General features: G+C 45.6%; 23 protein-coding genes. All 23 read right to left on the reverse strand.

What is annotated here, in order from left to right; genetic code table 11:
• Positions 1 to 18: 18 nt before the first annotated feature.
• On the reverse strand, positions 19 to 927 hold the full coding sequence (gene pstA / locus FS818_RS13875) for a phosphate ABC transporter permease PstA (RefSeq protein WP_145332573.1): 909 nt from the start codon (positions 925 to 927) through the stop codon (positions 19 to 21).
• The gene (gene pstC / locus FS818_RS13880) at positions 924 to 1892 is read right to left on the reverse strand and encodes a phosphate ABC transporter permease subunit PstC (RefSeq protein WP_145332575.1); all 969 of its coding nucleotides are present in this window, start codon (positions 1890 to 1892) and stop codon (positions 924 to 926) included. The genes pstA and pstC overlap by 4 nt, the downstream gene beginning before the upstream one ends.
• Before the next feature lie 122 nt (positions 1893 to 2014).
• Positions 2015 to 2878, reverse strand: a complete 864-nt coding sequence (locus FS818_RS13885; RefSeq protein WP_123062783.1) for a phosphate ABC transporter substrate-binding protein — start codon at positions 2876 to 2878, stop codon at positions 2015 to 2017.
• Positions 2879 to 2972: 94 nt separating this feature from the next.
• On the reverse strand, positions 2973 to 4373 hold the full coding sequence (locus tag FS818_RS13890; protein WP_260989849.1) for a stalk domain-containing protein: 1401 nt from the start codon (positions 4371 to 4373) through the stop codon (positions 2973 to 2975).
• 330 nt (positions 4374 to 4703) lie between these two features.
• Entirely contained in the window at positions 4704 to 5531 is an 828-nt protein-coding gene (locus FS818_RS13895) for a sugar phosphate isomerase/epimerase family protein (protein WP_145332577.1), read from the reverse strand.
• Between the two features lie 248 nt (positions 5532 to 5779).
• Positions 5780 to 6598, reverse strand: coding sequence for a purine-nucleoside phosphorylase (locus tag FS818_RS13900; protein WP_145332579.1), 819 nt, complete (start codon positions 6596 to 6598; stop codon positions 5780 to 5782).
• Positions 6599 to 6738: 140 nt separating this feature from the next.
• Positions 6739 to 7041 carry a hypothetical protein gene (locus FS818_RS13905; RefSeq protein WP_145332581.1) on the reverse strand — a complete coding sequence of 101 codons (303 nt, stop codon included), beginning with the start codon at positions 7039 to 7041 and terminating at the stop codon, positions 6739 to 6741.
• Positions 7042 to 7157: 116 nt separating this feature from the next.
• Entirely contained in the window at positions 7158 to 7328 is a 171-nt protein-coding gene (locus FS818_RS28795) for a hypothetical protein (protein ID WP_186375480.1), read from the reverse strand.
• Between the two features lie 378 nt (positions 7329 to 7706).
• Complete coding sequence (locus FS818_RS13910; protein ID WP_145332583.1) at positions 7707 to 8609, reverse strand: carbohydrate ABC transporter permease; 903 nt, start codon at positions 8607 to 8609, stop codon at positions 7707 to 7709.
• A 13-nt stretch (positions 8610 to 8622) separates the two neighbouring features.
• Positions 8623 to 9522, reverse strand: a complete 900-nt coding sequence (locus FS818_RS13915; protein ID WP_090915693.1) for an ABC transporter permease — start codon at positions 9520 to 9522, stop codon at positions 8623 to 8625.
• A gap of 184 nt (positions 9523 to 9706) precedes the next feature.
• Positions 9707 to 11365: an ABC transporter substrate-binding protein gene (locus FS818_RS13920; protein ID WP_145332584.1), complete on the reverse strand. Its 1659-nt coding sequence runs from the start codon at positions 11363 to 11365 to the stop codon at positions 9707 to 9709.
• 142 nt (positions 11366 to 11507) lie between these two features.
• A complete protein-coding gene (locus tag FS818_RS13925; RefSeq protein WP_145332585.1) occupies positions 11508 to 13061 on the reverse strand; it encodes a response regulator transcription factor in 1554 nt (517 codons plus the stop codon).
• Positions 13062 to 13086: 25 nt separating this feature from the next.
• Entirely contained in the window at positions 13087 to 14832 is a 1746-nt protein-coding gene (locus FS818_RS13930; RefSeq protein WP_260989850.1) for a sensor histidine kinase, read from the reverse strand.
• A gap of 4 nt (positions 14833 to 14836) precedes the next feature.
• Positions 14837 to 15955, reverse strand: coding sequence for a response regulator transcription factor (locus tag FS818_RS13935; protein WP_145332902.1), 1119 nt, complete (start codon positions 15953 to 15955; stop codon positions 14837 to 14839).
• 241 nt (positions 15956 to 16196) lie between these two features.
• Positions 16197 to 17195, reverse strand: coding sequence for an endo-1,4-beta-xylanase (locus tag FS818_RS13940; RefSeq protein ID WP_145332587.1), 999 nt, complete (start codon positions 17193 to 17195; stop codon positions 16197 to 16199).
• Positions 17196 to 17329: 134 nt separating this feature from the next.
• Positions 17330 to 17677: a hypothetical protein gene (locus tag FS818_RS13945; protein ID WP_145332588.1), complete on the reverse strand. Its 348-nt coding sequence runs from the start codon at positions 17675 to 17677 to the stop codon at positions 17330 to 17332.
• 144 nt (positions 17678 to 17821) lie between these two features.
• On the reverse strand, positions 17822 to 18694 hold the full coding sequence (locus tag FS818_RS13950; protein WP_145332589.1) for an aminoglycoside phosphotransferase family protein: 873 nt from the start codon (positions 18692 to 18694) through the stop codon (positions 17822 to 17824).
• A gap of 11 nt (positions 18695 to 18705) precedes the next feature.
• Positions 18706 to 19200: a DinB family protein gene (locus FS818_RS13955; protein ID WP_145332590.1), complete on the reverse strand. Its 495-nt coding sequence runs from the start codon at positions 19198 to 19200 to the stop codon at positions 18706 to 18708.
• A 67-nt stretch (positions 19201 to 19267) separates the two neighbouring features.
• A complete protein-coding gene (locus FS818_RS13960; protein WP_145332591.1) occupies positions 19268 to 19558 on the reverse strand; it encodes a hypothetical protein in 291 nt (96 codons plus the stop codon).
• A complete protein-coding gene (locus tag FS818_RS13965; RefSeq protein WP_145332592.1) occupies positions 19558 to 20067 on the reverse strand; it encodes a hypothetical protein in 510 nt (169 codons plus the stop codon). The genes FS818_RS13960 and FS818_RS13965 overlap by 1 nt, the downstream gene beginning before the upstream one ends.
• 6 nt (positions 20068 to 20073) lie before the next feature.
• A complete protein-coding gene (locus tag FS818_RS13970) occupies positions 20074 to 20598 on the reverse strand; it encodes a cysteine hydrolase family protein (protein ID WP_145332593.1) in 525 nt (174 codons plus the stop codon).
• A gap of 90 nt (positions 20599 to 20688) precedes the next feature.
• On the reverse strand, positions 20689 to 21219 hold the full coding sequence (locus FS818_RS13975) for a DinB family protein (protein WP_145332594.1): 531 nt from the start codon (positions 21217 to 21219) through the stop codon (positions 20689 to 20691).
• Positions 21220 to 21425: 206 nt separating this feature from the next.
• A complete protein-coding gene (locus tag FS818_RS13980; RefSeq protein WP_145332595.1) occupies positions 21426 to 22370 on the reverse strand; it encodes a GNAT family N-acetyltransferase in 945 nt (314 codons plus the stop codon).
• Between the last annotated feature and the right edge of the window lies 1 nt (position 22371).

Genomic DNA, 22371 nt, shown 5'->3' on the forward strand with positions numbered 1-22371 from the left:
ATAGACTTTGGCTTTACGTTACACTTGATTTTTACGAGAATTAAACCACAGCGGCACACGGAATAAAATATTGATAAGCAGCACGACAAAGATCAGCACCGCCGTAGATTTCTGGGCAATCTGCTCTGCATCCGGCACAATGGCCTCGGACTGGATATACCACAGATGCACGGCCAGCGTTCCGCCTGGCGATAACAGATTGAAATCCCACATCTCGCCGGACGTGGATACACCCGCAGTGAGGATAATAACGGCACTTTCGCCAAAAGCACGGCCTGCGGTCAAGCAGATGCCTGTCATGATTCCGTTCAACGCAACCGGAAGAACCACCTGCCGAATCGTCTGCAGATGCGTCGCACCCAGTGCAACCGAACCGTTACGAAGCTCGGTTGGTACCGCACGAACCGATTCCTCTGTCACCCGGGTCAACACGGGCAAGTTCAGGAAGGCAAGACTGACCGCAGCGCCAAGAATCGTCAGACCGATCTCGAAATACTCTACAAACAATGCAATCCCAAACAAACCAAAAATAATCGATGGCACGGACGACAGCCCTTCCACGCATATGCGCACAACCTCAATCCGTTTGTTGTTTGGTGCAAATTCAGCAAGGTATATACCTGCTGCAAGCCCGATCGGAATCGAGATGAGAAGAGACAGAATCAGTACGTAAAAAGAGTTAAATAGTGCCGGGCCAATGCCTCCGCCTTCTTCAATCTCACTCGGTACACCGTACAGGAAATCCCAGCTGAGCATCGGCAACCCTTTTTGCAACAACAGGAACAACAATCCCACAATAAATAAAATAACGATGATACCTACGCCCCACACTGTCCCCGTAAACAGCCGATCCATCCATGCCGAGGACGCTCGCCGTTTGCCAAAGGAATACGTAGTAGCCGGATTAACCTCTCTTTTCACACTCACAGGTGACGTCCCCCTCTCTTCTGTAGCATTCTCACGGCAACGATCATCAGGATGGAGATCGCCAGCAAAATAAAGCCCATCATGTATAAACCATGATTCCAGATCGAATCGAACTCCACGCTGGAGATTTGCATCACAATGTTACTGGTCAGCACGGCGGTTGGCGTGAACAAACTGGTCGGCAGCTGTGCCGTATTCCCAATAACCATCACCACTGCCATCGTCTCACCAATGGCACGTGTCATGCCCAGGATAACAGCATACATAATGCCCCCTCTTGCCGCAGGAAGCACAACCCGGGTAATCGTTTGAAACCGATTCGTACCGAGTGCATACGCCGCATCCCGGTATTTGTTCGGTACGGCGGAGATCGCATCATCACTAATTCGGCTAATCGTGGGCAGTACCATAATCGTGAGCACAATAGATGCTGCCAGCAGACCGTCTGCCAAATCACGTCCGCTCAAGTCTCTAAGCCATGGGATCAATACCGTCAAACCAAGATAACCGTATACGACGGACGGGATACCCACCAGCAGATCGAGCACTGGACGCAACAGGCGACGAATCCATTTTGGTGTCATTTCCGCCAGAAATACAGCGATGATTACCGATATTGGAATCGCCATGAGCATCGTAAGTCCAGTGAGAGCAAACGTACCCAGAATAAAGGTTAGCGCACCATAGTGCTCATTTTCCGGGTCCCAGTTCGTGGAGAAAAAGAACTCCTTCAGCGAGACGTCCGCAAAAGTGAGGACACCTGTGCGAAGCATAAGCACCAGAATACAGAACAGAACGAGGCAGACAAAGGCCGCACTGCCAATGCAAAGGATGCGAAACATACGGTTAGACCACCGGAGGCGTGCTTTACGGTCAAAGCGTCTTTCCTTCTCGGGCGCTTTCCCAAGGCTTGGGCCAAGCTCATTCGGAGCCGGGCTGTTCGCCGGTGGATTCAATTCCATCATAGAGGACTCTTCCTTTCACATAGAGAAGCCAGCTTGGCGACCACGCGCGGAAGCTGGCTATCCCTTTCGTATGAAATGCAGGTGCAAGATGTTGAAGTCTGATTCAGATCAGACCGAACGTTTTACTTAACGGCTGCGAGCGGAATGAATTTCAGCTTTTTCAGGGAACCGTTCTGGAATTTGTTGCTTTGGATGTATTCGATGAATGCTTTCGTTGCACCCGTTGGTTGACCTTTCGTCATGTAGTATCCGATACCCCATACTTTGTATGTTTTGTTCAGCACGTTTTTCTCTGTTGGAGCTACGCCATTAATGGATACGGCTTTCATTTTGCTTGTTACGTAAGGCAGGTCGATATAACCAATCGCGTTAGGTGTCGTTTCGATGGTCGTTTTCATGTCACCGCTCGAACCTACTTCTTTGTAGTTGTCACCTTTGCTCATGAAGTCTTTACCATCTAGTGCTTTTTGTTGGAAGTTAACACGTGTACCTGATCCGAACTTACGGTTAACCACAACGATTTTACCGTCTGAACCGCCAACTTCTTTCCAGTTCGTTACTTTGCCGGAGAAGATGTCTTGCAATTGTTTCGTAGTCAGATTCGTTACACCCACGTTTGTATTTACTACCGCGGTAAACACAGTTACAGCTACCGGATGAGCAACCTGTCCGTCGAATTTTTTGAAGCCAGGAACATCCTTGGATGCATCCCAGTCTACCGCACCGATATCTGCAATGCCTTTACGAACGGATTGTGGGCCAGTCACGGAACCCGCAGCGGATGCCGAGATTTTAACTTTTGGATTGTCTTTCTTGAATTCACTCGCAGCTTGAAGCGTCAATGGAAGGAGTGCAGAAGATCCATTGATGACAATTTTGCCTTTCTCCGTGCTTTTGGCAGCCGATGCTGTCATTGCACCACCAAGTCCACCAACCAGGGATACAGCCATCAGCATGGCTGTGAAAGGTTTAATCCATTTTTTCATTGTAAAAAGCTCCTCTCGAATTTTGCGTTTTATTATTCATTTCATTTTTTTAATTACGCTTTTTCATTTCAAATACGCATCGAAGCGTATGTTTTTACTTCGTTACAGCTTTCCAGCTGCCATCTGCTTGCACCAGCACTCGTCCGTTCTCAACGACAGCAATCTGTGAACCCTTCACAACGATAGAAGATACATCAGAGGACACGGTGTACAACTTGGATTGTTGTCCGGTTACCGTATCGATGGACAGGATCACGCTGTTCTTATCATCCTGCGCAGCAAGTACGTATAAGGTACCGCCTGAAAGAACTGCTTGTTCTACATCATGCTCGTTATACACGGTGATTGGTTTCTGGGATGCATCTACGGACATCAGTGAAGCATTACCATCTTCAGACGGTACGCTTACGTAGTAAGCTTTCTGACCATCTGCAGAATAAATAAATACTTTATCATCCGTGGAGGTGGTTAGCTTCACCGCCGATGGTTTTTCAAAACCGTTGTTATATGAAAATAATTGCTGTTGATTCGCCGAGAAATCAATGTCCACATTGTCTGCATCTACATTCGTCGAATCTGCGGTTACTTTACCCAGAGTAGTTACGGTATAGACGAATCGTTTGCCGCTCAGCGACACATTCAAGTTTTCTTTGTAATCGACTTTATCTTCCACCAGTTTCTTGATAGTACCGTCCGCCAGATTCAAGTTGGCGATCACCGATCCTTTATCTCCTTGCAGGAAATAAATCGAACTCTCGTCTGCAGACCAGACCAGCTCCGGCTTGATGCTTGTATCATTCGTAATGAGCTTGGAAGCCTTCGTTTTCAAATCGATAACGTATACGGCTCCTTCTGCATTCGTATAGGCTGCTTGATTGCCGCTTGGAGACACAACGAGGTCTGAACCACCTTCAGTCGTTAACAACAGCTCATATTTTCCAGTAGCTGTATTGATGAGATAATCACTTCTGCCCTCATCGTCATTTTTGGAGACAATCAGCTCATTGGCTCCGGCAAAACGCGGGTTCTCTGTACCTTCAATCAGAGCAATCGTGCTGACTTCAAGCTGACCGTTCTTCAATCCAACGGTACCGCCTACGCCTGCCACGAGCGGACGAAGTGCAACGTAGCTTACTCCTCCAATGATCTTAACCGGCTGGTTCAGATTCACCCTAGCCCCGTCCACGACAAGCTGCTTGGACTTGTTCTGCAAGCTGACCGTGTGACCATTCAATTGAATCACCGTCGCTCCGTTTGCTATTTCAGCTTGTGCACCGATCGCTTGAATTACATCACGAACGGCTACAAGCGTTTCTCCATTTTTCACAATCGAACGTACAATGACACTGTTACCGTTTATGGTAAACGTGGAGTTTTTCACCTGAGCTGCATTCGTACTAGCTACAGATTTTGTTGCAGGAGCAGCCGATACTGCGTGAGCCACAGAGGTTGTTAAAACTGTGGCTACCATGGACACTACTAACGTCTTCTTCATTGACATTGGCTCTTGTCACCCTTCTTTTCTCCATATGATCTTGCCTGATGTTGCTGTGCCCTGCTTGGTATGCTTGCATGTATCGTCAATATGAGAGCTTGTCCGCCTCATCCCCCCAAACTATCCACGTTCATAGTAAAAATGACCTATCACGTTTGTAATTATAGGAGGGATTTGTAAACGGGAAATCTTGGAATTGTTAATGCATTGTCAATGTTTTCATATAAACACATTCATATTGTAAAATTTTCATTACAATTCGGCTCGCCCCTTGATTGCAACAACAAAGAACCCATACAAATTGCATGGGTCAAAGGTTATCGTATTTTTTTAAAGAGAAGCAAACACCCGATCAAAGCCTTCCTTCGACTTGGCAAATCTTGACTCCACATCCAGTTCGGATGCAGGAGCGAGTACTTCCTGAGCCACAACATCGTCGTAACCGATGGCCTGCAGATTTTTCAGAAAACCTGTTAGATTAATGATACCTTCTCCCGGGTAAAGCCGTTCCCCGTCCTTCAATTCCTCAATCGGCAGGTCATAGGCATCATTAATATGCACATGAACCACCTGCTCCCGCTTTAGCTTCAGCAGCTCATTCATCTCCATCCCGTTCGTGTGCCAGTGATACGAATCGACGAGCAGACCGACATTGGGTGCATGTATCGTATCGATCCAGTCCAACGTATCCTCTACACGCCAAAGAAACGGATTCTTCCATTGCGTACGCAAGTGATGACATCCCACAAACTCCAGTCCGAGCCGGATACCGTAAGCATCCAGAATATCAGCACAAAGTCTTAGTCGTTTGGTCGCTGCAGCCATAAATGTCGCTGCAGGCTGATCGGTAGAGGGCAGAATGTAGGTACAGCATTTGTCTACGTTCAGTGCGGCAGATGCTTCGGCCATTGCTACCAGGTTCGGTAGCCCCTCCCGGAATTTCTCGTCTGTAGCGCGCCATTCCACCGGCAAATCGGAAGACCCAATCCTGACTTCATGGCTCTCCAGCAAATATTTTGCCCCTTCCTCGCCGTACTTTTTTACATATGAAAGCGGATTCAAATCTACAGCTCTAAATCCGTACTGAGCCGCATACATAATATATTGTTTATCGGATTCCAGCTTGCCAAGTCCTGCCTTGGTCAATCCCTTAATCATCCCTTCGCCTCCTGACTGTTTCTATACGTGCTCATTCCATTGTAAACGAAATGCCTACTCGTCAACAGAACCAATGCAGACCCATTCAGGTACAAGTCGAAAAATGCAAACGTATAAATTGATTTACCCGCATGGAGGCAAATATAAAGTTTGGCCACAGCAAAGTTTTTTATGGATTAAATAGACCCATTCACGAATTCAATGAATGAGTCTATTTGTCTTTAATTTTTATGAGAGTGTCTCTATTGTTACATTTTTTGCAAAATGCCTTTAACCAAGCCGATAAACGTTGTCTTCACTTTCGCGGCTACCTCAATAACTTCATCATGGCTGAGCGGTTGATCCAGAATACCACATGCCATGTTTGTCAGACAGGAAATGCCGAGTACCTTCATGCCGCCATGAATGGCAACAATCGCTTCTGGTACAGTAGACATCCCTACAGCGTCCGCACCCATCGTGCGGATCATGCGAATCTCAGCAGGTGTTTCATAAGCCGGGCCACTCCACCACGCGTACACCCCTTGTTGCAGGCTTACATTTTGCTCTTCGGCAACCTTGAGAGCGACACTGCGCAATTCACGGTTGTATACTTGAGACACATCCGGGAAGCGCACGCCCAGATCAGCATTGTTTGGTCCAATCAACGGATTGTTGCCAACCAGATTAATATGATCCGTAATCAGCATGAGCTGGCCTGGTTCAAAACCGGTGTTGACCGCACCACAAGCGTTGGTGACGATCAGTTGTTCAACGCCCAGTGCCTTCATAATGCGAACCGGGAATGTTACTTCATCTAGGGTAAAGCCTTCATAATAGTGAAGACGGCCTTTCATGGCTACAACGGTCTTCCCCATTAGTTCTCCAATCACCAATTCATTAGCGTGTCCGATGGCTTCGGATTGAGCAAAATATGGAATCTCTGTATAAGGAATCACTGTTGCATTCTCAATCTCGTCTGCGAGTGCTCCCAATCCTGAACCCAGAATCATACCTACCACTGGCTTGGTATTGATCCGGTTTAATATGTAATCGCGTGCTTCCTGAATGTGTGCTGATTGATGCATAATAACGTCCTCCTGATAATCTGAATTAATATTACGTATACCCTATTTATAAGCGTTACTTATCAAGTGTAATGAACAACAGCTCGGATGTAAATGGGTGTCCTCGTTCACTCTACAATACACAATTCCGACAAGCTCTGCTAGACCTTGACTCCAGACTGCAACGCGCCGAAGTAAGGCTTCAATATCTTATTAAAATTGTCTTCTTGCTCTTCAATCTGCTCAACATACGTCCATACTAAACGTTCTTCTGTGTGGATGTTGATTACCTCAAACTCCATCTGACGAGAGGCCCATAAGGTGACCTGCCCCATAGCTCTCTCCGATTCATGAACATATCCAATGAAAGGATCGGAAGTGCACTCCTTCTCATTTTCAGGATTCTCTTTTCTCTCTTCCGTTGAGATCTGGAGCACCTGCAACTGTTCCTGTTTACGTTGCATCCAACATCGGAACGAGTCAAGCGAAAGCATACGTGATATCAATCCATCACTTCCCCCTCTAAAATTGTATACCAAACAGCCGATCCTCTGCCAGAATCGGCTCCACGGTCCATATGCTAATTAAGTGTATGACTCCCCCTGCGTTTGTACCAGTCCATCCCCATCATCAACATAAGCATCCAAAACGCAAATATTAGCGGCTTACCAATGGTCCCCTCTCCAAAAATAAAATAGGCCATCACGAAATTCCCGATAAACGTTAACGCATTATTACGGATGCTTTCCATCTTATTCAACTCCATCTTGAATTAGATTTATGACCCTTGAGGATATAACGTTTCAGCTAGATCTTCATTCTATTGGATATGAACAGAGACAAGAAATTGCTCAAGATCTAGAAACTTAGCGCCTGGAGCATGTCTAATATCTCGTTGCTGCTTCCCCAGGTGTTCCTATCCATTTGTATCCAATACTTGACGCTGACTCACAAGACCACGCCGTATTACTGAAAATTATAACATATCAGCAATTGAACGGATGTCTTTTCTTTCTTATTTTGCTTATAACTGCGTATACCAAAAAAAGCCGGCCTCACTCGGCCGACTTCTTTAGATTCTATCCTAATTTGCTTCCTAACGATGATAACTCATCGTTTCTGCTTCTTACTATTCCTTCACACTACCTAGTTGCAATCCGTGTACAAAGTACTTCTGCAAGAACGGATACACGACAAGGATTGGCAATGCTGCAACAATGGTGATCGCTGCCCGGATCGATATCGGCGTAACCATGTTACGCGCTTGCCCCATATCTGCCCCGCTAGATACCGCAGCACTGCTGTTCGTGTTCATAGAAGAAGACAACAGTTTCATCAACTCATACTGCAACGTACTCAGGTTTTGCTTGGATGAAGCATACAGGAACGTATCAAACCATGAGTTCCATTGTCCTACCGCAATGAACAACGCGACCGTTGCGAGTACAGGCTGACACAGTGGTAAAATGATCGACATAAATGTTCTGAAATCGCCGGCACCATCAATCTTGGCTGACTCAATCAGTCCTTCAGGCAACGTCTGGATATACGTCCGAATAACGATCATATTAAACGCACTGATCAGACCCGGAATGATGTATACCAAGAAGTTGTTAAGCAGGTGCAAATCTTTGATCAGGAAGTACGTTGGAATGAGACCTGCACTGAAATACATCGTCATTACAACGATAATCGTGATCGGTTTGCGCAGAATATAGTCTTTGCGGCTCAGCGTATATGCCAGCATCGAGGTGAGGAACAAGCTGAGAACAGTACCTAGTACAGTTCTGGCAACCGAGACCCCGAAAGCCGCGAATATGGTTCCACCCGCAAATACAGCTTTGTAGTTTTGGGTAGTCCACTCCCTCGGCAACAGATAGATTCCGCCCCGAATTGTATCGTTACCCGCATTAAAAGAAATAGCCAGAGTGTTCAAAAATGGATATAAGGTTACTACTGCAATAAAGATCATCAGCAAGCCGTTAAATGTGTGGAAGACAATCGGCTCAACTCGAGATTTGTTTATTCCCATCGATGTGTCCTCCTCATATTAATCGGTCTTCGCCGAATCGTTTGGATATTGAGTTAGCCGCAAATATCAGGGTGATACTGACGACCGTTTTGAATATACCAGCTGCGGTAGCAAGTGAATAGTTACCGATCTGTAGCCCGTATTTCAAGACAAAGATATCAATGGTCTGAGACCAGTCAACAACGACACCATTGCCAAGCAAGTACTGGACTTCGAATCCGGCTTCCAGAATCCATCCCATGTTCATAATCAACAAGATAATGACGATGGACTTGATGCCAGGCAACGTAACATACAACATTTTTTTATACCGGTTAGCTCCATCAATCTCAGCCGCTTCATAGAGTGAAGGGTCAATGGAAGTGATCGCCGCCAGATAGATGATTGCATTCCAGCCGACTTCTTTCCATACGTGTGATGCACCGACAATCCCCCAGAAATACTCTGGAACGCTGAGCCACATGATGGGTTCTTTAATGAATCCTAACTTCATCAACACCACGTTCACAATCCCGCCATCAACGGATAACGAACTGGCTACAATGCCCGTAACGATGATCCATGACAGGAAGTGAGGCAGATATGAGATCGTTTGAATCGTGCGCTTGTATAGCTTGTGTTTGATTTCATTCAGCAAAATCGCAAAAACAATGGCTGTCACAAAGCCAAGAATCATGTTAATTAAACTCATCGCGATCGTATTGCGAAGCACGTTCAGAAACGCGTCGTCCGTAAGCAGAAACTTGAAATGCTTAAGTCCGACCCACTCCTGCTGCGAGAATTTCTTCGCTGGACTGTAATTCTGGAACGCCATAACCCAGCCCCAGATCGGATAATACGAGAAAACCAAAATATAAGCGACGATGGGCAGAGACATAAACATCAGTTGTTTTTGACTGCGCAGGCGCTTCATCAGAGGCGTCTTGGTCACAACGGTTGGAGCAGATTTTTCCTGTATGGCTCCCGGCGTATTCGCCATCTTTCACTCCTCCTATCAACGTACAGCGGATTTTAGGAATGAATTGCTCGGGAAGGCAGGGCATGATTTACATTCATGCGCCTCACACCTCCCGAGTCAATCCAACAACCGCTTTTATTTATTTCACGGTCCAGTTCTGGATCCGCCATTGTAATTGCTCATTGATTCGGTCTTCATATGCTTTCACGTTGATTTTCTTGTAAGCATCCACATACTCGCTCCAGATCGAATCAAATTGATCTGCATTGGACATGATCGCTCTAGGCAAATACTTCAGCGACGTATCGGTCATTTGTTTATTGGCTACCGAAGCATCTGAACCTTCTTTCAAGTCCACTTGCCATGCTGGATAATACACTGGGTTTTCAGGTGCAGGAGAGAAGAAATCACTCCATGTTTTGAAACCGTATGCATCCAGCAATTCTTTGTCCTCTTTCTTCAAGCCATCATAGAATTCTTCAGGCTGATTGGTTGCACCAATCGCGTTGCCATCCGAGAAAGTACCTTCCATTTTCGGTGCTGCACCGTAGAAGCCTTCTGCTTTGTTAGCCAGTTTCCATGCCGGGTCTTCCTGTTGAAGACGTTGTTCAGGCGTACGATAGAATCTTCCTTTATCGTTGACCATGTAGTCTACGCCCTCTTCACCCCAGGAAAGCAACTTTTGATACTTTTCATCCATCAGCTTATCGAGGAATTCCAGGATTGCAACAGGGTCTTTAGCATCTTTACTGATACCAAAACCGTTGTTCAAGTTGATGACCGGACGATCCAGGTAGTGATCCTTGATGCTAGTGTCATATACAAGCGGGAAACCAACATACGTTTCACCAATTTTGTTCTGAGCTACGAGCGGATCTTCACCTTGCTGGAAGTTCCAGTGCTGGTCAAACATACCGACAACGCGTCCGGAAGAGATTTTAGCGAGATACTGGTCATAGTTCTGAACGAAAGCTTCTTTATCAAGCAGTCCTTCATTATATAGACTATTCAGCTCTTTATAATATTTTTTCGAAATATCTTTATCCGCGAATACGGTTGCAACACCTTTGTCATCAACAACAACCCCGCCATCATTCGGATGACCTGTCAAGTGTTCTGGCGGATTGAGCAGTGGGAAGGTTCTCCAGTCGGAAGCCAAAGTTGTAAAACCAATCGTTGGCTGTCCATCCGCTGTTGTCGGATGTTTCGCAGTATAATCACGAATCAGTTTCATATACTCATCCAGTGTTTTCGGTGTTGGATATCCGGCTTCTTTCAGGACCTGCTTTTGAATCCAGAACGCAGGACCGGAATAGTAGTTACTGATGAACTCACCCGTGTATACACCATAGTTTGGCAACCAGTAAATATGTCCATCACTGGAATCTTTCATCCGTTCCCAATCTTTTGCGTAATGCTTTTTGAGATTTGGAGCATGTTGCTCGATCAGATCCTCCAGTGGAATAACCGCGCCGGCCGCAACCAGTTTGGTATCTGCCGTAATCAGATCCGGGTATTCTCCACCCGCAACCATAACACCTAGCTTCTGTTGCAGGTCACCGACCAGAAACTCCATGTTTAGTTTGACACCCAGCTCATCTTCAATCTTTTTGTAGATGCGGTTATCCGCTGCCGGTGCCTGATTTGGTGTACCAATAAATGCCGAGATGTTTAATACTTCCTTACCATCGGGTGTCGTCGTTTTGGCCTCTTCTCCACTGCATCCTGCCAGTGCCAGAGTTAATGCCAGAACAAGAGAAACGGAACCCCAAAGTTTCTTTTTCTTCAATCCCCCCATGTATTGCGCCTCCTTGGAAGTGGTTTGCCTTACTGTCTTCATTATGAGGAAATGTATGCGGTTTCAAAATAAACAGATTTAAGCATCTCCCCCCCTTAATTGCAGGAGGTCTTGAACCGGATCATACCTCCTTATATATGCTCTACCTAGCATGCTTAAGGCGATACTCAGCCGGCTTCAGCCCTGTTCTTCGCTCAAATTGTTTTAGAAAATGCTGGTAGCTCTTATAACCAACCTGCTCTGCAATCGCACAAGAAGCATCGTCCGAATCTCTGAGCAATCTTATCGCTTCCTCTATCCTTAGATCATGTACCATATCGAGAACACCCTTGCCATATTTGCGCATAAAAGATTGACCCAGATGCACAGGATGCATGAAAAAACGTTCAGCCAGCTCCTTAATGGTAAAGGTCTCTCTAAAATGCTCCTGCAAGTACTCAGCTACCATCGCCTGTGTTCCGCCAAGCTGTTTTTGACGTAGAGACGATGCCACAGCTTGACACTTCAGGCAAAAGCTTTCCAGCATACTCGCTGAATTTTCGATGTTCCAGTGATACCGGTCATCGGAATGAAAGGCTGTATCCAGCAACAGATCCTTCGTTTCTCCTCCAAGCTCCTTGCATAGAGAAAAACCACGGAATAAAATTTGGGTCATGAATATGTGCACAAATTCAGGCGCAGTCTTGTTCATTACAAATTGATGGAATGCTTCTCTAACCGACAGACTTAATTGTTCTGGCGAACCGTTCTCCAGATGCTCCATAATGAGATCCACTTCACGGAGAGATTCGGGATTAAATCTTAGACGTTGTTCCTGAAGATCTTCGGCGAATAGCAAATTCCCTTGGTGCAGAAACAAAAAACGCTCCGTTTCGACAGCCATACTTCTGGAAAGAGATAAGGCTTCCGGTTGCTGCACAGGTAGACCTACGGCACACTGTACTCCGTCCGGAACAACTCCATTCAAGACAGACAACAACCTTTCCGCAAAATCCCGATGGCTTCTTCCTTCCCATGTTTCTGGTTCTGAAGAACCTTCCCCCCATACAATGCCGCAGGTATCCAGTTCATTTTCCACCACATAACAGCACGGTTCACGGCTCACGGTCTCATGAATCATCGAGCGAATCTGTCCAGAATCAGCACGCTGAAATCTTATTTTCACATACGTCCATTTCTGAGCTTGTTCATACAAATCGGCGATATCATGAGCCATCTGTTCTGCATCCTCAACTTCCTGTCCAGTGGCCAGTGCAGCCAAAACATGACGGGTTTCCTGCACTTTCGCCTGTTCTCGAACACTCTCGCGCTGCTGCTTCTCCTTCAACTCCTGCGCCAGTCTCTCCAGCATATCGTCCGCTTCCATCGTATCCACAGGTTTGGTTAAATAATTGCTGACGCCAAGACGAATGGCCTGCCTCGCGTAATTAAAATCGCTGTAACCACTTGTAATGACAAACATGGTGGAATCATGCCCCAGACGACGTGCCTCTTCAATCAATTCCAGCCCGTTCATCGCTGGCATATGAATATCCGTGACAACCAGATCAGGTTTACTCGTACGGATCGCTTCGACTGCCTCTTCTCCATTGGTGCACACACCGTTAATTTCGAATCCGAATTTTCGCCAATCAATTAACAACTGCAGACCTTCAATCGCAAACGGTTCATCATCGACCAGTAATACTTTATACATCTCCCTGTCCCCCTTTGTTCATCAGTCACAGTCTGTCTGTCGGAATATGAAATCCCGCTTCTGTACCGCTGCCCTTCTCACTGCGTATTGTGAACGTTGCATCCCCTTCATAAAATAATTCCAGGCGGCGATAGACATTACGAATACCCACATGTGAACCGTCCTTCGCCTGATCCGAGCGTACATCCTGTATTAATTGCCTCAGTTTATCCTGCTCCATCCCGATCCCGTTATCGATAACACGAATAACCAGACCGGATTCACCCAGCTTTGCGGTAATATGAATTAATCGTCCAGTCTTGCGTGCTTGCAAACCATGTTTGCACGCATTTTCCACCAGCGGCTGAATACTCATGCGTGGAATACGTTTGCCTGCAGCATTTGGATCAATATCCAGAGTATAATCAAACAACTCTCCGAACCTGAATTTCTCAATTTGAAGATAAAGTGTTGTGAACTGCAGCTCCTCTTCGAGCGGGATCAGGTTGTCTGATCTGCTGAGCAACTGTCTCATGAGTAAAGATAAGCTTTTAATAATTTCAGATACTTCGGTATAGCCGTTTTTAGTACTCACGACGAGCAGTGCGTTCAGTGTATTAAACAGAAAATGTGGATTCATCTGGCTCTGGAGCATAGATAACTCCGTTCGGACTTGATCCAGTTCGAGATCCTTGTGCCTGATCTCCAGTTTGTATACGTCGTTAATCAGGGAATGGATTTTGCTGATCATCATATTAAACGTGCGGATTAACCCGCCAATCTCGTCCCGACCTTCCTGGATCTCGATCAGGTCAAAACGTTCATTCCGCACTTTCTCCATATGCCGTGACAATTTACGGATACGGTAGTGGTACGAGCGCAGAATAAAGTAAATGAGCACCGAAGGTACAATGACACTGATGACCGCGAGCCACAAAATAGAATTACGAGCTTCGTCCAACAACTGATCCACATGCCGCGTATCCGCAACCCCGATCAGCTTCCAGCCATCCAGATAAGCCAGATTACCAAGTGACTTCTCCATGATATATTCGGACTTCGTATCGGAAGACCATCCCTCTGCCGGGAAACGTGCACTGGAAACGACCGGACGGCTATTTCCGTCCACAAGCCTAAGCTGCAGGCTGTTTGTCTCCCGATTAAGGATGCTGTAGATGCGATTCACTTCGAGATCAATTTTGGAATACTTCGCATAGTTAGCATATGAAGTAAATGTCTTCATTTTCCCAATGACACTGATTCGTTTCCCTCGGCTAAATCCAGACTGTTCTTCGTAATCAATAACTAAAATATCACCGTTTGCGTGATTTAACTGCTCCATGCCCGGCAACGATGTCTTTTTGTCCTTCATGACGATGTAATGACTGCCCGTCTGAATCGTATCGTTATCCGTAAAAATTCGGACTTCCAAAATATTGGCCGACATATACCGTGTCAATTTATCACGCAAGAAAACATGATACTCGTTGTAATAATCCACAGGTGACGCGTAGGTACGATCCAGGGCCTCATACAAGGAATCATCCGCGGCAATCATACGGCTTAGCGCCACGCTCTCGTCAATCATACCGACCAACTCTCCTGCGGCCCTGTCAATCGATTTGCGCAGATTTTCCTGTTCCCTTACTTTGATATCTGCAGATGTTCGTTGATAAAAAAACAGATTAATCGCAATAATTGGAAGAAGAATACTGACCACATAGATCAGCAGAAACTTATATCGAAGGGGGATATCGTTTACCGTATGAAAAGTCCTCTTTTTCTTATGCACATAATCACCCTTGGTTGTTGTTTTTATATAGAGATGGAAGCTCTCCTGTAAGCGCTTTAAATTTCTCCGTAAAATACTCCGCATCATGATAACCCAATTCAAATGCAATATCTGAGATTTTCATATTGGTTCGGCGGAGCATCCTGCGTGCCTCTTCAATACGAAGACGATGAACATACTCACTGAAGCTGACTCCCATCTCACGCTTGAACTGCTGGCCTAGATAAGCCGCATTGACATGAATGTGATTGGCGAGCTGCTGCAGCTTGATTTTGGTACGATAATGCTCCTTCAGATACTGTACGGCTTCTGCCACCAGCCCACTGGAACCCGGATCAGCCTGAGCCATTGAGGCAAACGTTTCCGTAATCCGAATAAACAATTTCTTCAAGTCCCCCATGAACCAACTCTCTGTATGATGCCAAGTCCGGACTTGGAGAAGAGTCTGATCTGCTCCGATCATGCTATATCTGCGTAGCAGTTCTCCATGGATGTATCTGACTGCGCTTTGAGCCCAGATCATCGCGGCCCGTGATTCTTGCATGTCCTGTAACATATCATCAACAGTGCGAGTAACGCCTGTTACATCTCCTGCCTCAATTAAAGCGATAAATTGCCGCGCGCGCGATGCCATTTTCTCCAGATCCGCCTCATCCAGCATGCCGTCCTCATCCGTATTTGTGTCCAACATCTCCATGGCATGATATTGCTCTTGCACAAGCTTGGTCTCTGTTTCCTGCCGCTGTGTATCCAGCGGTACGATCAGGTTCCGTAATAACTCGTGAATTTCTTCTGGCACCAAAGGTTTGAGCACATATTCATTCACCCGATATCGTATCGCCTGCTGTGCATAACCAAACTCGGAATACCCTGTTACGATCACGATCTGGGAATCATATTTTAAGTCTTCACGCATGGTTCGGATCAATCCCAGTCCATCAAGCACAGGCATCTGGATATCGGTTACCACCAAATCCGGATTTACATGATTGATCAGTTCCAGTGCTTCCTCTCCATCGGTCGCAGTTCCACACAACTCATATCCGCAGCCTTGCCAATCGATCATCGTTTTCCAGCCTTCCAGCATAAACGGCTCATCATCTGCTACAATGACCTTGTACATTGGATTCACCTGCCATTTCCCCTTTTTTTCTCCAGTATGGCATCGTACCGTGCATGTGACAATGCTATTATTCGAATAAATCTGCTCTATATATAAGATACTTCAAAAAAGCCTTACAGGCTCGCCCTTTTTATGGGGTCCGCATGTAAGGCTTTGATTCCAAAACACGCAGTAGAGCGCTGCATGCTTAGCTTAAACGTATAGCTAAATCGTGCCTGAACTTTTGCTTTAAGTCTTCTTCTTACTTTTCCCCGAGAATGCGCCAAAATGAACCCTTCGGTTGCTGCTTGGTATCGAACACAAATGGCCAGTTTTTACGCCCGCGTACCGGGAAATGATCCAACCATGTATAATGATCAGCCACACCCCAGAACGTTACAGAAGTGATATTGGATTGATAATCCCGAAACAGCTTGAAAATCTCCTCATACCGTTTCTCCTGAAGCTCCATCATCTCAGACGTTGGCTCTGTCAGATCAGTGCGCGTATCATCATGTTGAAACACGGATACATCCAATTCAGTGACGTGAAGCTGCACATCCAGTGAAGCATAACGTTCAATGGCCTGACGAATCTCTTCAATGGACGGACCATGAATATTCCAATGACCCTGCATACCAATGCCATGAACCGGAACCCCTTGCTCCAGCAGCGATCGAACCAGATTGTAAATTTTCTCCCGTTTGACCGGATTAGTCTCGTTGTAATCATTGTAGAACAGCAGTGCGTCAGGATCAGCTTCATGTGCCATATTGAATGCTTGCGCCAGGTAATCTTCTCCAAGCAATTGCAGCCATTTGGTATCTCGCATAATCAGATCGGTCTTATCTTCAATCGCCTCGTTCACCACGTCCCATGCGTAGATCTGTCCTTTGTAACGACCAACGACGGTATCGATATGCTGCTTCAACCGGGACAACATCAGTTCTCTCGAAGCCGGGCCGCCGGAAGCATCCTCAAACACCCACGCTGGTGTCTGGTTGTGCCATACCAGGGTATGACCACGAACACCTATTGCACGGCCAACGGCAAAATCAACGATCTCATCTGCTGCCTCAAACGTATATTCATGCTCTCGCGGATGAACCTCTTCAAACTTCATCTGATTCTCCGCAGTGACACTGTTATAGTGCTTCGCAATAAATTCTCCTTCGGATTGTAACATTCTCGTATGTACTGCTGCACCTATTTTGAATGCATCGGCATAAGCAGTATGTAGGGACGGAATTTCGGTAGACATCCTGGTTCCTCCTCGCAGATTTGTTTCTTCATCATAACGGAAAATGAATACGCTTTCCCTGAACAAAATAAACCTTCTCCCCCCTGAAATTCTACCAATTTCAGCACAAAAGAAAGAAGCGCAGGCAATATACGTTATAACTTGTCTATCTGTAGCAAAGTCACTTGCTTCACTGTACATGCCTGGCTGACTTGTTCTTCGGAGAGAACATTAAGCTTGATCAGGCTTTTCAGCTTATGGCTATCCACCTTGGACAGCAACCTCCAGATCTCCGGATCAGGCAACGATGCATACAGCTTCTGATCGTCATATTCCTTGCGGTGCTGGAGAACCGTTTTCACCTTATATCCGCCTACTTCGGTCTCATATACGCCTTGCTCTTCACAGTACGCCACAATCTCATCTCTCAATACTGATAACTGTTGTTCGATCTCTTTCTGCTGCTGTTTCAGTTCGAAGTAAGTCTGTACCTTCTGTTCCATAATTCATCACGCTCCTCTACTACCATAGGTATGCAGAAGATGAGAATTTAGGACAGGCTTGTAGACTACCTTGAAAGGATATTCCGAATACCAAATCGTAATTTTAGGACTTTAAGGAAAGATTCTATAGAGGGAGTATTTCAATTACAACAAGTCGGCTTGTAAGTAAGGGTTATGAGTAGCTATATCTAATACTCGCCGCATGACTTCTGCATTTCTCGGAACATCTCCTTCACGCGAGAGCAACACCCAGCGTAACCAGGCCAATGCTTCAAACCCTTCTTCCTCATCCAGCAAATTGCCGGCAACCGCTCGTAATTCGGCTTGATAAATCATTCCATACTTTTCCCCGTTATAGATCGTGATTAGAAAAACAGACCATGCCGCATCATATCTCGTGTCTCCGTACTGTCCGTTGGTCCAGTCTATGACGGTGTATTTTCCATTGATCTCTACAATATTCCCTAGGTTATAGTCACCATGAATGAAGTGATCCTGTCTGATCTTTACACGCTTCATCAAGTCATGAACAATGTAATGGATATCTTCGTGCTTAGTAATCTGAGGAAAAAAATAGTCGACAAAATTGTAATGAGGAATGTAATCTTGTTTGTCCTCTTCCGTTTGCGACTCTTTAACACCGATTGGATGCTGGTGGATATCATTTAAATTCTGAGCGATCCTTCTTAATATTTCTTGATCTAGCCGGGTCACCGGCACACCATCGTAACTTGTGAGTAGCACTTGATTCTGGTGCTGATCTATCCCCCAGCCATATGGCCTGGATACCTGAATCCCGCTTTGTGTGAGACTATGCAACAACTGATATTGTTTTCTAATATCCGGACGAGACTCCTTATTCCAGATCTTCAGTACATACGGCTGATCATGAAGTTCAACACGCATAACATCCGCTTCCATTCCAGGCTTAAGCGGGGCCATCCGATGCTCCTGTCCTATTCCCTGCCGAATCGCTTCATCCAGTTGAACCCAGCGGATACTGCTAAGTTGTATCACTTATACTCACCTCACGGCTCTTCAACATGGTCAGGTTCGATCAATCCTTTGCCTATAACATTAGCAGATACGGGCTCTCGGCCAAGTTCTCTTGCCCATACGGATAACTGCCCTATATGATGAATTTCATGTGCAATTACATGACGCATAACTTCGCCCCAGGCATCGATATGCACGTGTCCGTCGGTTCGGCGGTCGATGTAAGTTCTCTTTTCCATGCTCGGCTCCCACGCTAGAACAAATGCTTCTACGTCCTGATGCAGCTTGCGGTCCAGATCACGCACAGCTTCGAGCGTCTGATAGTTTGCAAAATCCTCCGCATTATCCGGTTTTCCTTGTAGCAGTTGAAGCCAGCTCCACTCGACATCTATAATATGAAAAAAAGTCTTTAGGATGCTTCCCACGCCACCTGTACGTGGTCGAAGCAATTCTTCTGGCGGCAGGTCTACACACCACGCATACCACTGTTCACGCACGATCCAGTTATAACGAAAAAAGGTTTCCATACCGTAGCCCCCTATGTTGCTGTACTCAGGTCATTATAGCTTCGTGATCAATTCAAGAAATCATTATTCACTCCACTGATTGCTTAGTTAATCTTTTTTTGATATAGACAATCACATGTATTCCAGCATAAATAAACAGGACATTCACGAAATATACCAGTAAATTAATATGCATATCCGATATAAACCATGTCGATCCACTCGAATTCGAGGTATGGTAATCCGTCAAAAAACGAAGCGGGAATCCATACTCGGTTCGTAAAATTTTGTTATCGTTATTCAGCGTTCCTGGAAGAAAAAATACAGCCAATACAGCAAGCCAAGCCGAAAGATTGAATATTTTTATGTGTATCTTCATTACGTATCCTCCTGTTCCTCCTTCGCCAGATTTCCTCCGTAATAGGTTCCTTCCAGCTCTTGATCCAGATAATTCTCCAACGCCTGATGATGCAGCGCATACCTCGAAATTTTGCTAAAACGGCCAATCTTCGTAACATAAATCTGTTTGCCGTTGTACTGTATCATGACTTGAGTGTTATGCTTCAATCTCAGAGCGATGCCCATATGAATGCTACCCTCAATGTGTTCTACAGCTGTCTTCGCTGACGCTGGAGCTTCATTCAACCAATCAATAACTCTGCTTGTTTCCTCTTCATTTAAAACAGCCTCATCAAAACGGATCAGTACTCCGCTGCCACCCTTGGCATATATCGCTTTGCTCGTATCTGCACGGACAACCTCCGCGCTAGATAAAGGGGCTTCGACATCCACAAACCAGTTGTTCATATATATGAAGTACAGGGCTAACGCAGCTACTACAGTGCCCGTAACCAACCAAAATCGTTTGATATTTCGTGTGTTATTCATTCTTCATCACCTCGTAATGTGTGCCATATCCACCACATGAGCAAACATGCTCAGCACCGAATTATGATGTTCAATAATTTGCTCTGCCCGGAGCACACTAGAGTTCCATGTACTGTGGGCATCTCGTATGAGTTGCACTGTATATCCCAAACTAAACGCTCTACGGCAAGTGGTATCCACACATAGCTCTGTCTGCATACCTGTAAGAATCAGCTTGGTTACACCGAATTCCTGCAATATCGCTTGTAGATTTGTTTCATGAAACGAATCCGGGGTTTCTTTTTCAACTATCAGATCACCTTCAAGCGGTGCAATAGACGGATGAATCTCCCATCCTGCTGTTCCGCGCTCCAGCGGACTCCCTGTTCCTTCACTGTGCTGTATATAAATGACACGATGTCCCACATCACGGGCCGCCCCAATAAGCTTCTGAATGTTTCTTAGTAACTGCTCGCCCTGATATACCGGATCTGACTCATCGAACATGGCTCTTTGCACATCAATAATAACCAATGCTGTATGATCTGCCATTATGCATTCCTCCTGTTCTACTAATAAAAACAAACTGAATTGAACTTTAGTTACAGTCTATTTTATCTTTTGTGCAGTGACAGTCTCCCTTCATCGATCAGTTGTATGAGTGTGGAACCATTTCCGCAACTGATTTATATGCGCCTGATGATAACGATTGTGATCAGCCATGTGCCAAAGTCCCCAGCGAACAGAAGCTTGCTTTTCATTCCTATGCCCGAAAGTAACTACGAGATCCATATCCGCATCCGTAAGAATTGTGCATGTTTCCTGTAGCATGTTCATGATCAACTGATGTTGAGAAATAAGTGTGTCTCTGGATATCCCCGCTATGAAAGGAAGTTTGTTGTTTTCATCAATCATGAGACCATAATGCTCCAACATATCGTGAGGTAGCGTTTGTCCTTTGATACGATACACCCAGTTCAGGTCAACGAACGTGATATGTCTCAGTAACTGAGCTGTGCTGTTGTATAGGTTACCAGGCCCTCTGTAATCGACCTCCTCTTGTGACATGGAATCCGTGATGAATTTCAGGCGATCACTGTTCTCTTTAACCGCGGCGAAAAGCATCCCCGTCACAGAAGACATATTTTCCTCCCCTTTTAAATCATGAATCATGCCCTTACCTCTTCATTAAGTTATCGTTACTGTCTCTCTTTCAATAAAGACTTAATTTCCTTTAAAAACTAAACAAGAGAAGACGATCTCACCAGATCGCCCCTGTCGTTAATTATTTTCTTTCTCGATACGCTTGAAGATATTTAGTGTAGTCACAAGGAACTCCTGAGAGCATTTTCCGTGAATATCGGTTAAAATGGCCACCTTCATTCCGCTACCTCCTCAGGAATATACATCGTCTGAACCTCCTGCATGCCCTGTACAAAACCCAGATTCAGATATACGGACTCTGCATCATTGCCTTCCATCACATACAGTCGCAAAAATGGATAGTGCCCCTTGAGCATCGTTAATGCTCTTTGTAACATCTGGGTAGCAAGTCCTCTGCCTCTATACGAGGGGATCACGCCAATACTGTATACCGCAGCCTGATTGTCCTGTAAACACAAGCGACAGTTAGCGATCAGCTCACCCGTTTCCTGATCATATACCAGCGTAGATGCCTTAGTCAGAATTTCGTTCGTATAGTTAGGATCTTCGTCAGGTATAAAATCCTCAAGGGAGCTCTTTTTTCTGCGCGTTGCTTCCAGACTTCCTCCGAAACTTTCCAGATCACAACGGGCAATCTCCTCTTCGTTTACATATTTGAAGCCGCCTGATCCTTTTTCAATAATCACTGGACTTTTCACGGTCATCCTGCTATCCCAATCGATATCAAAATGATCCGTAGGCCGCTGCATCCAGCGGCATCTGAACTCGGCCGGCCAGAACCCTGCTCTCGCAAACCAGTCCACTTGTCCAGGAAGAATCTCAAATGTCAGAATACGTTTACTGCGATCCGACCACTGCATTAATTTATGTTTCAGCAGCTTGACGATCTCAAAGCCTTGCTTGAACGGCGGGATGAGAAACAAATGATACATCTTGTTAGGCTCCATTCGTACACCGCCTATTTTGCTCTCTCCCCGATAAATCCAGTACGCACTGCATCCTGAGGAACTGAACTCTTCTTCCCTGAAAAATCCGACGTATCCCATATCATAATAAATGGTGCAAAATAACCCCCACTCCGTAACATCCGCAAGGCGAATCGAGTATTCATCCGACAGTTCATATTGAAGCGTATCCGCAGACCATTCTGTTAAATGCATA

This window comes from Paenibacillus xylanexedens, from assembly GCF_007680605.1.
In the GTDB taxonomy this organism is placed as follows: Bacteria; Bacillota; Bacilli; order Paenibacillales; family Paenibacillaceae; genus Paenibacillus; species Paenibacillus xylanexedens_B.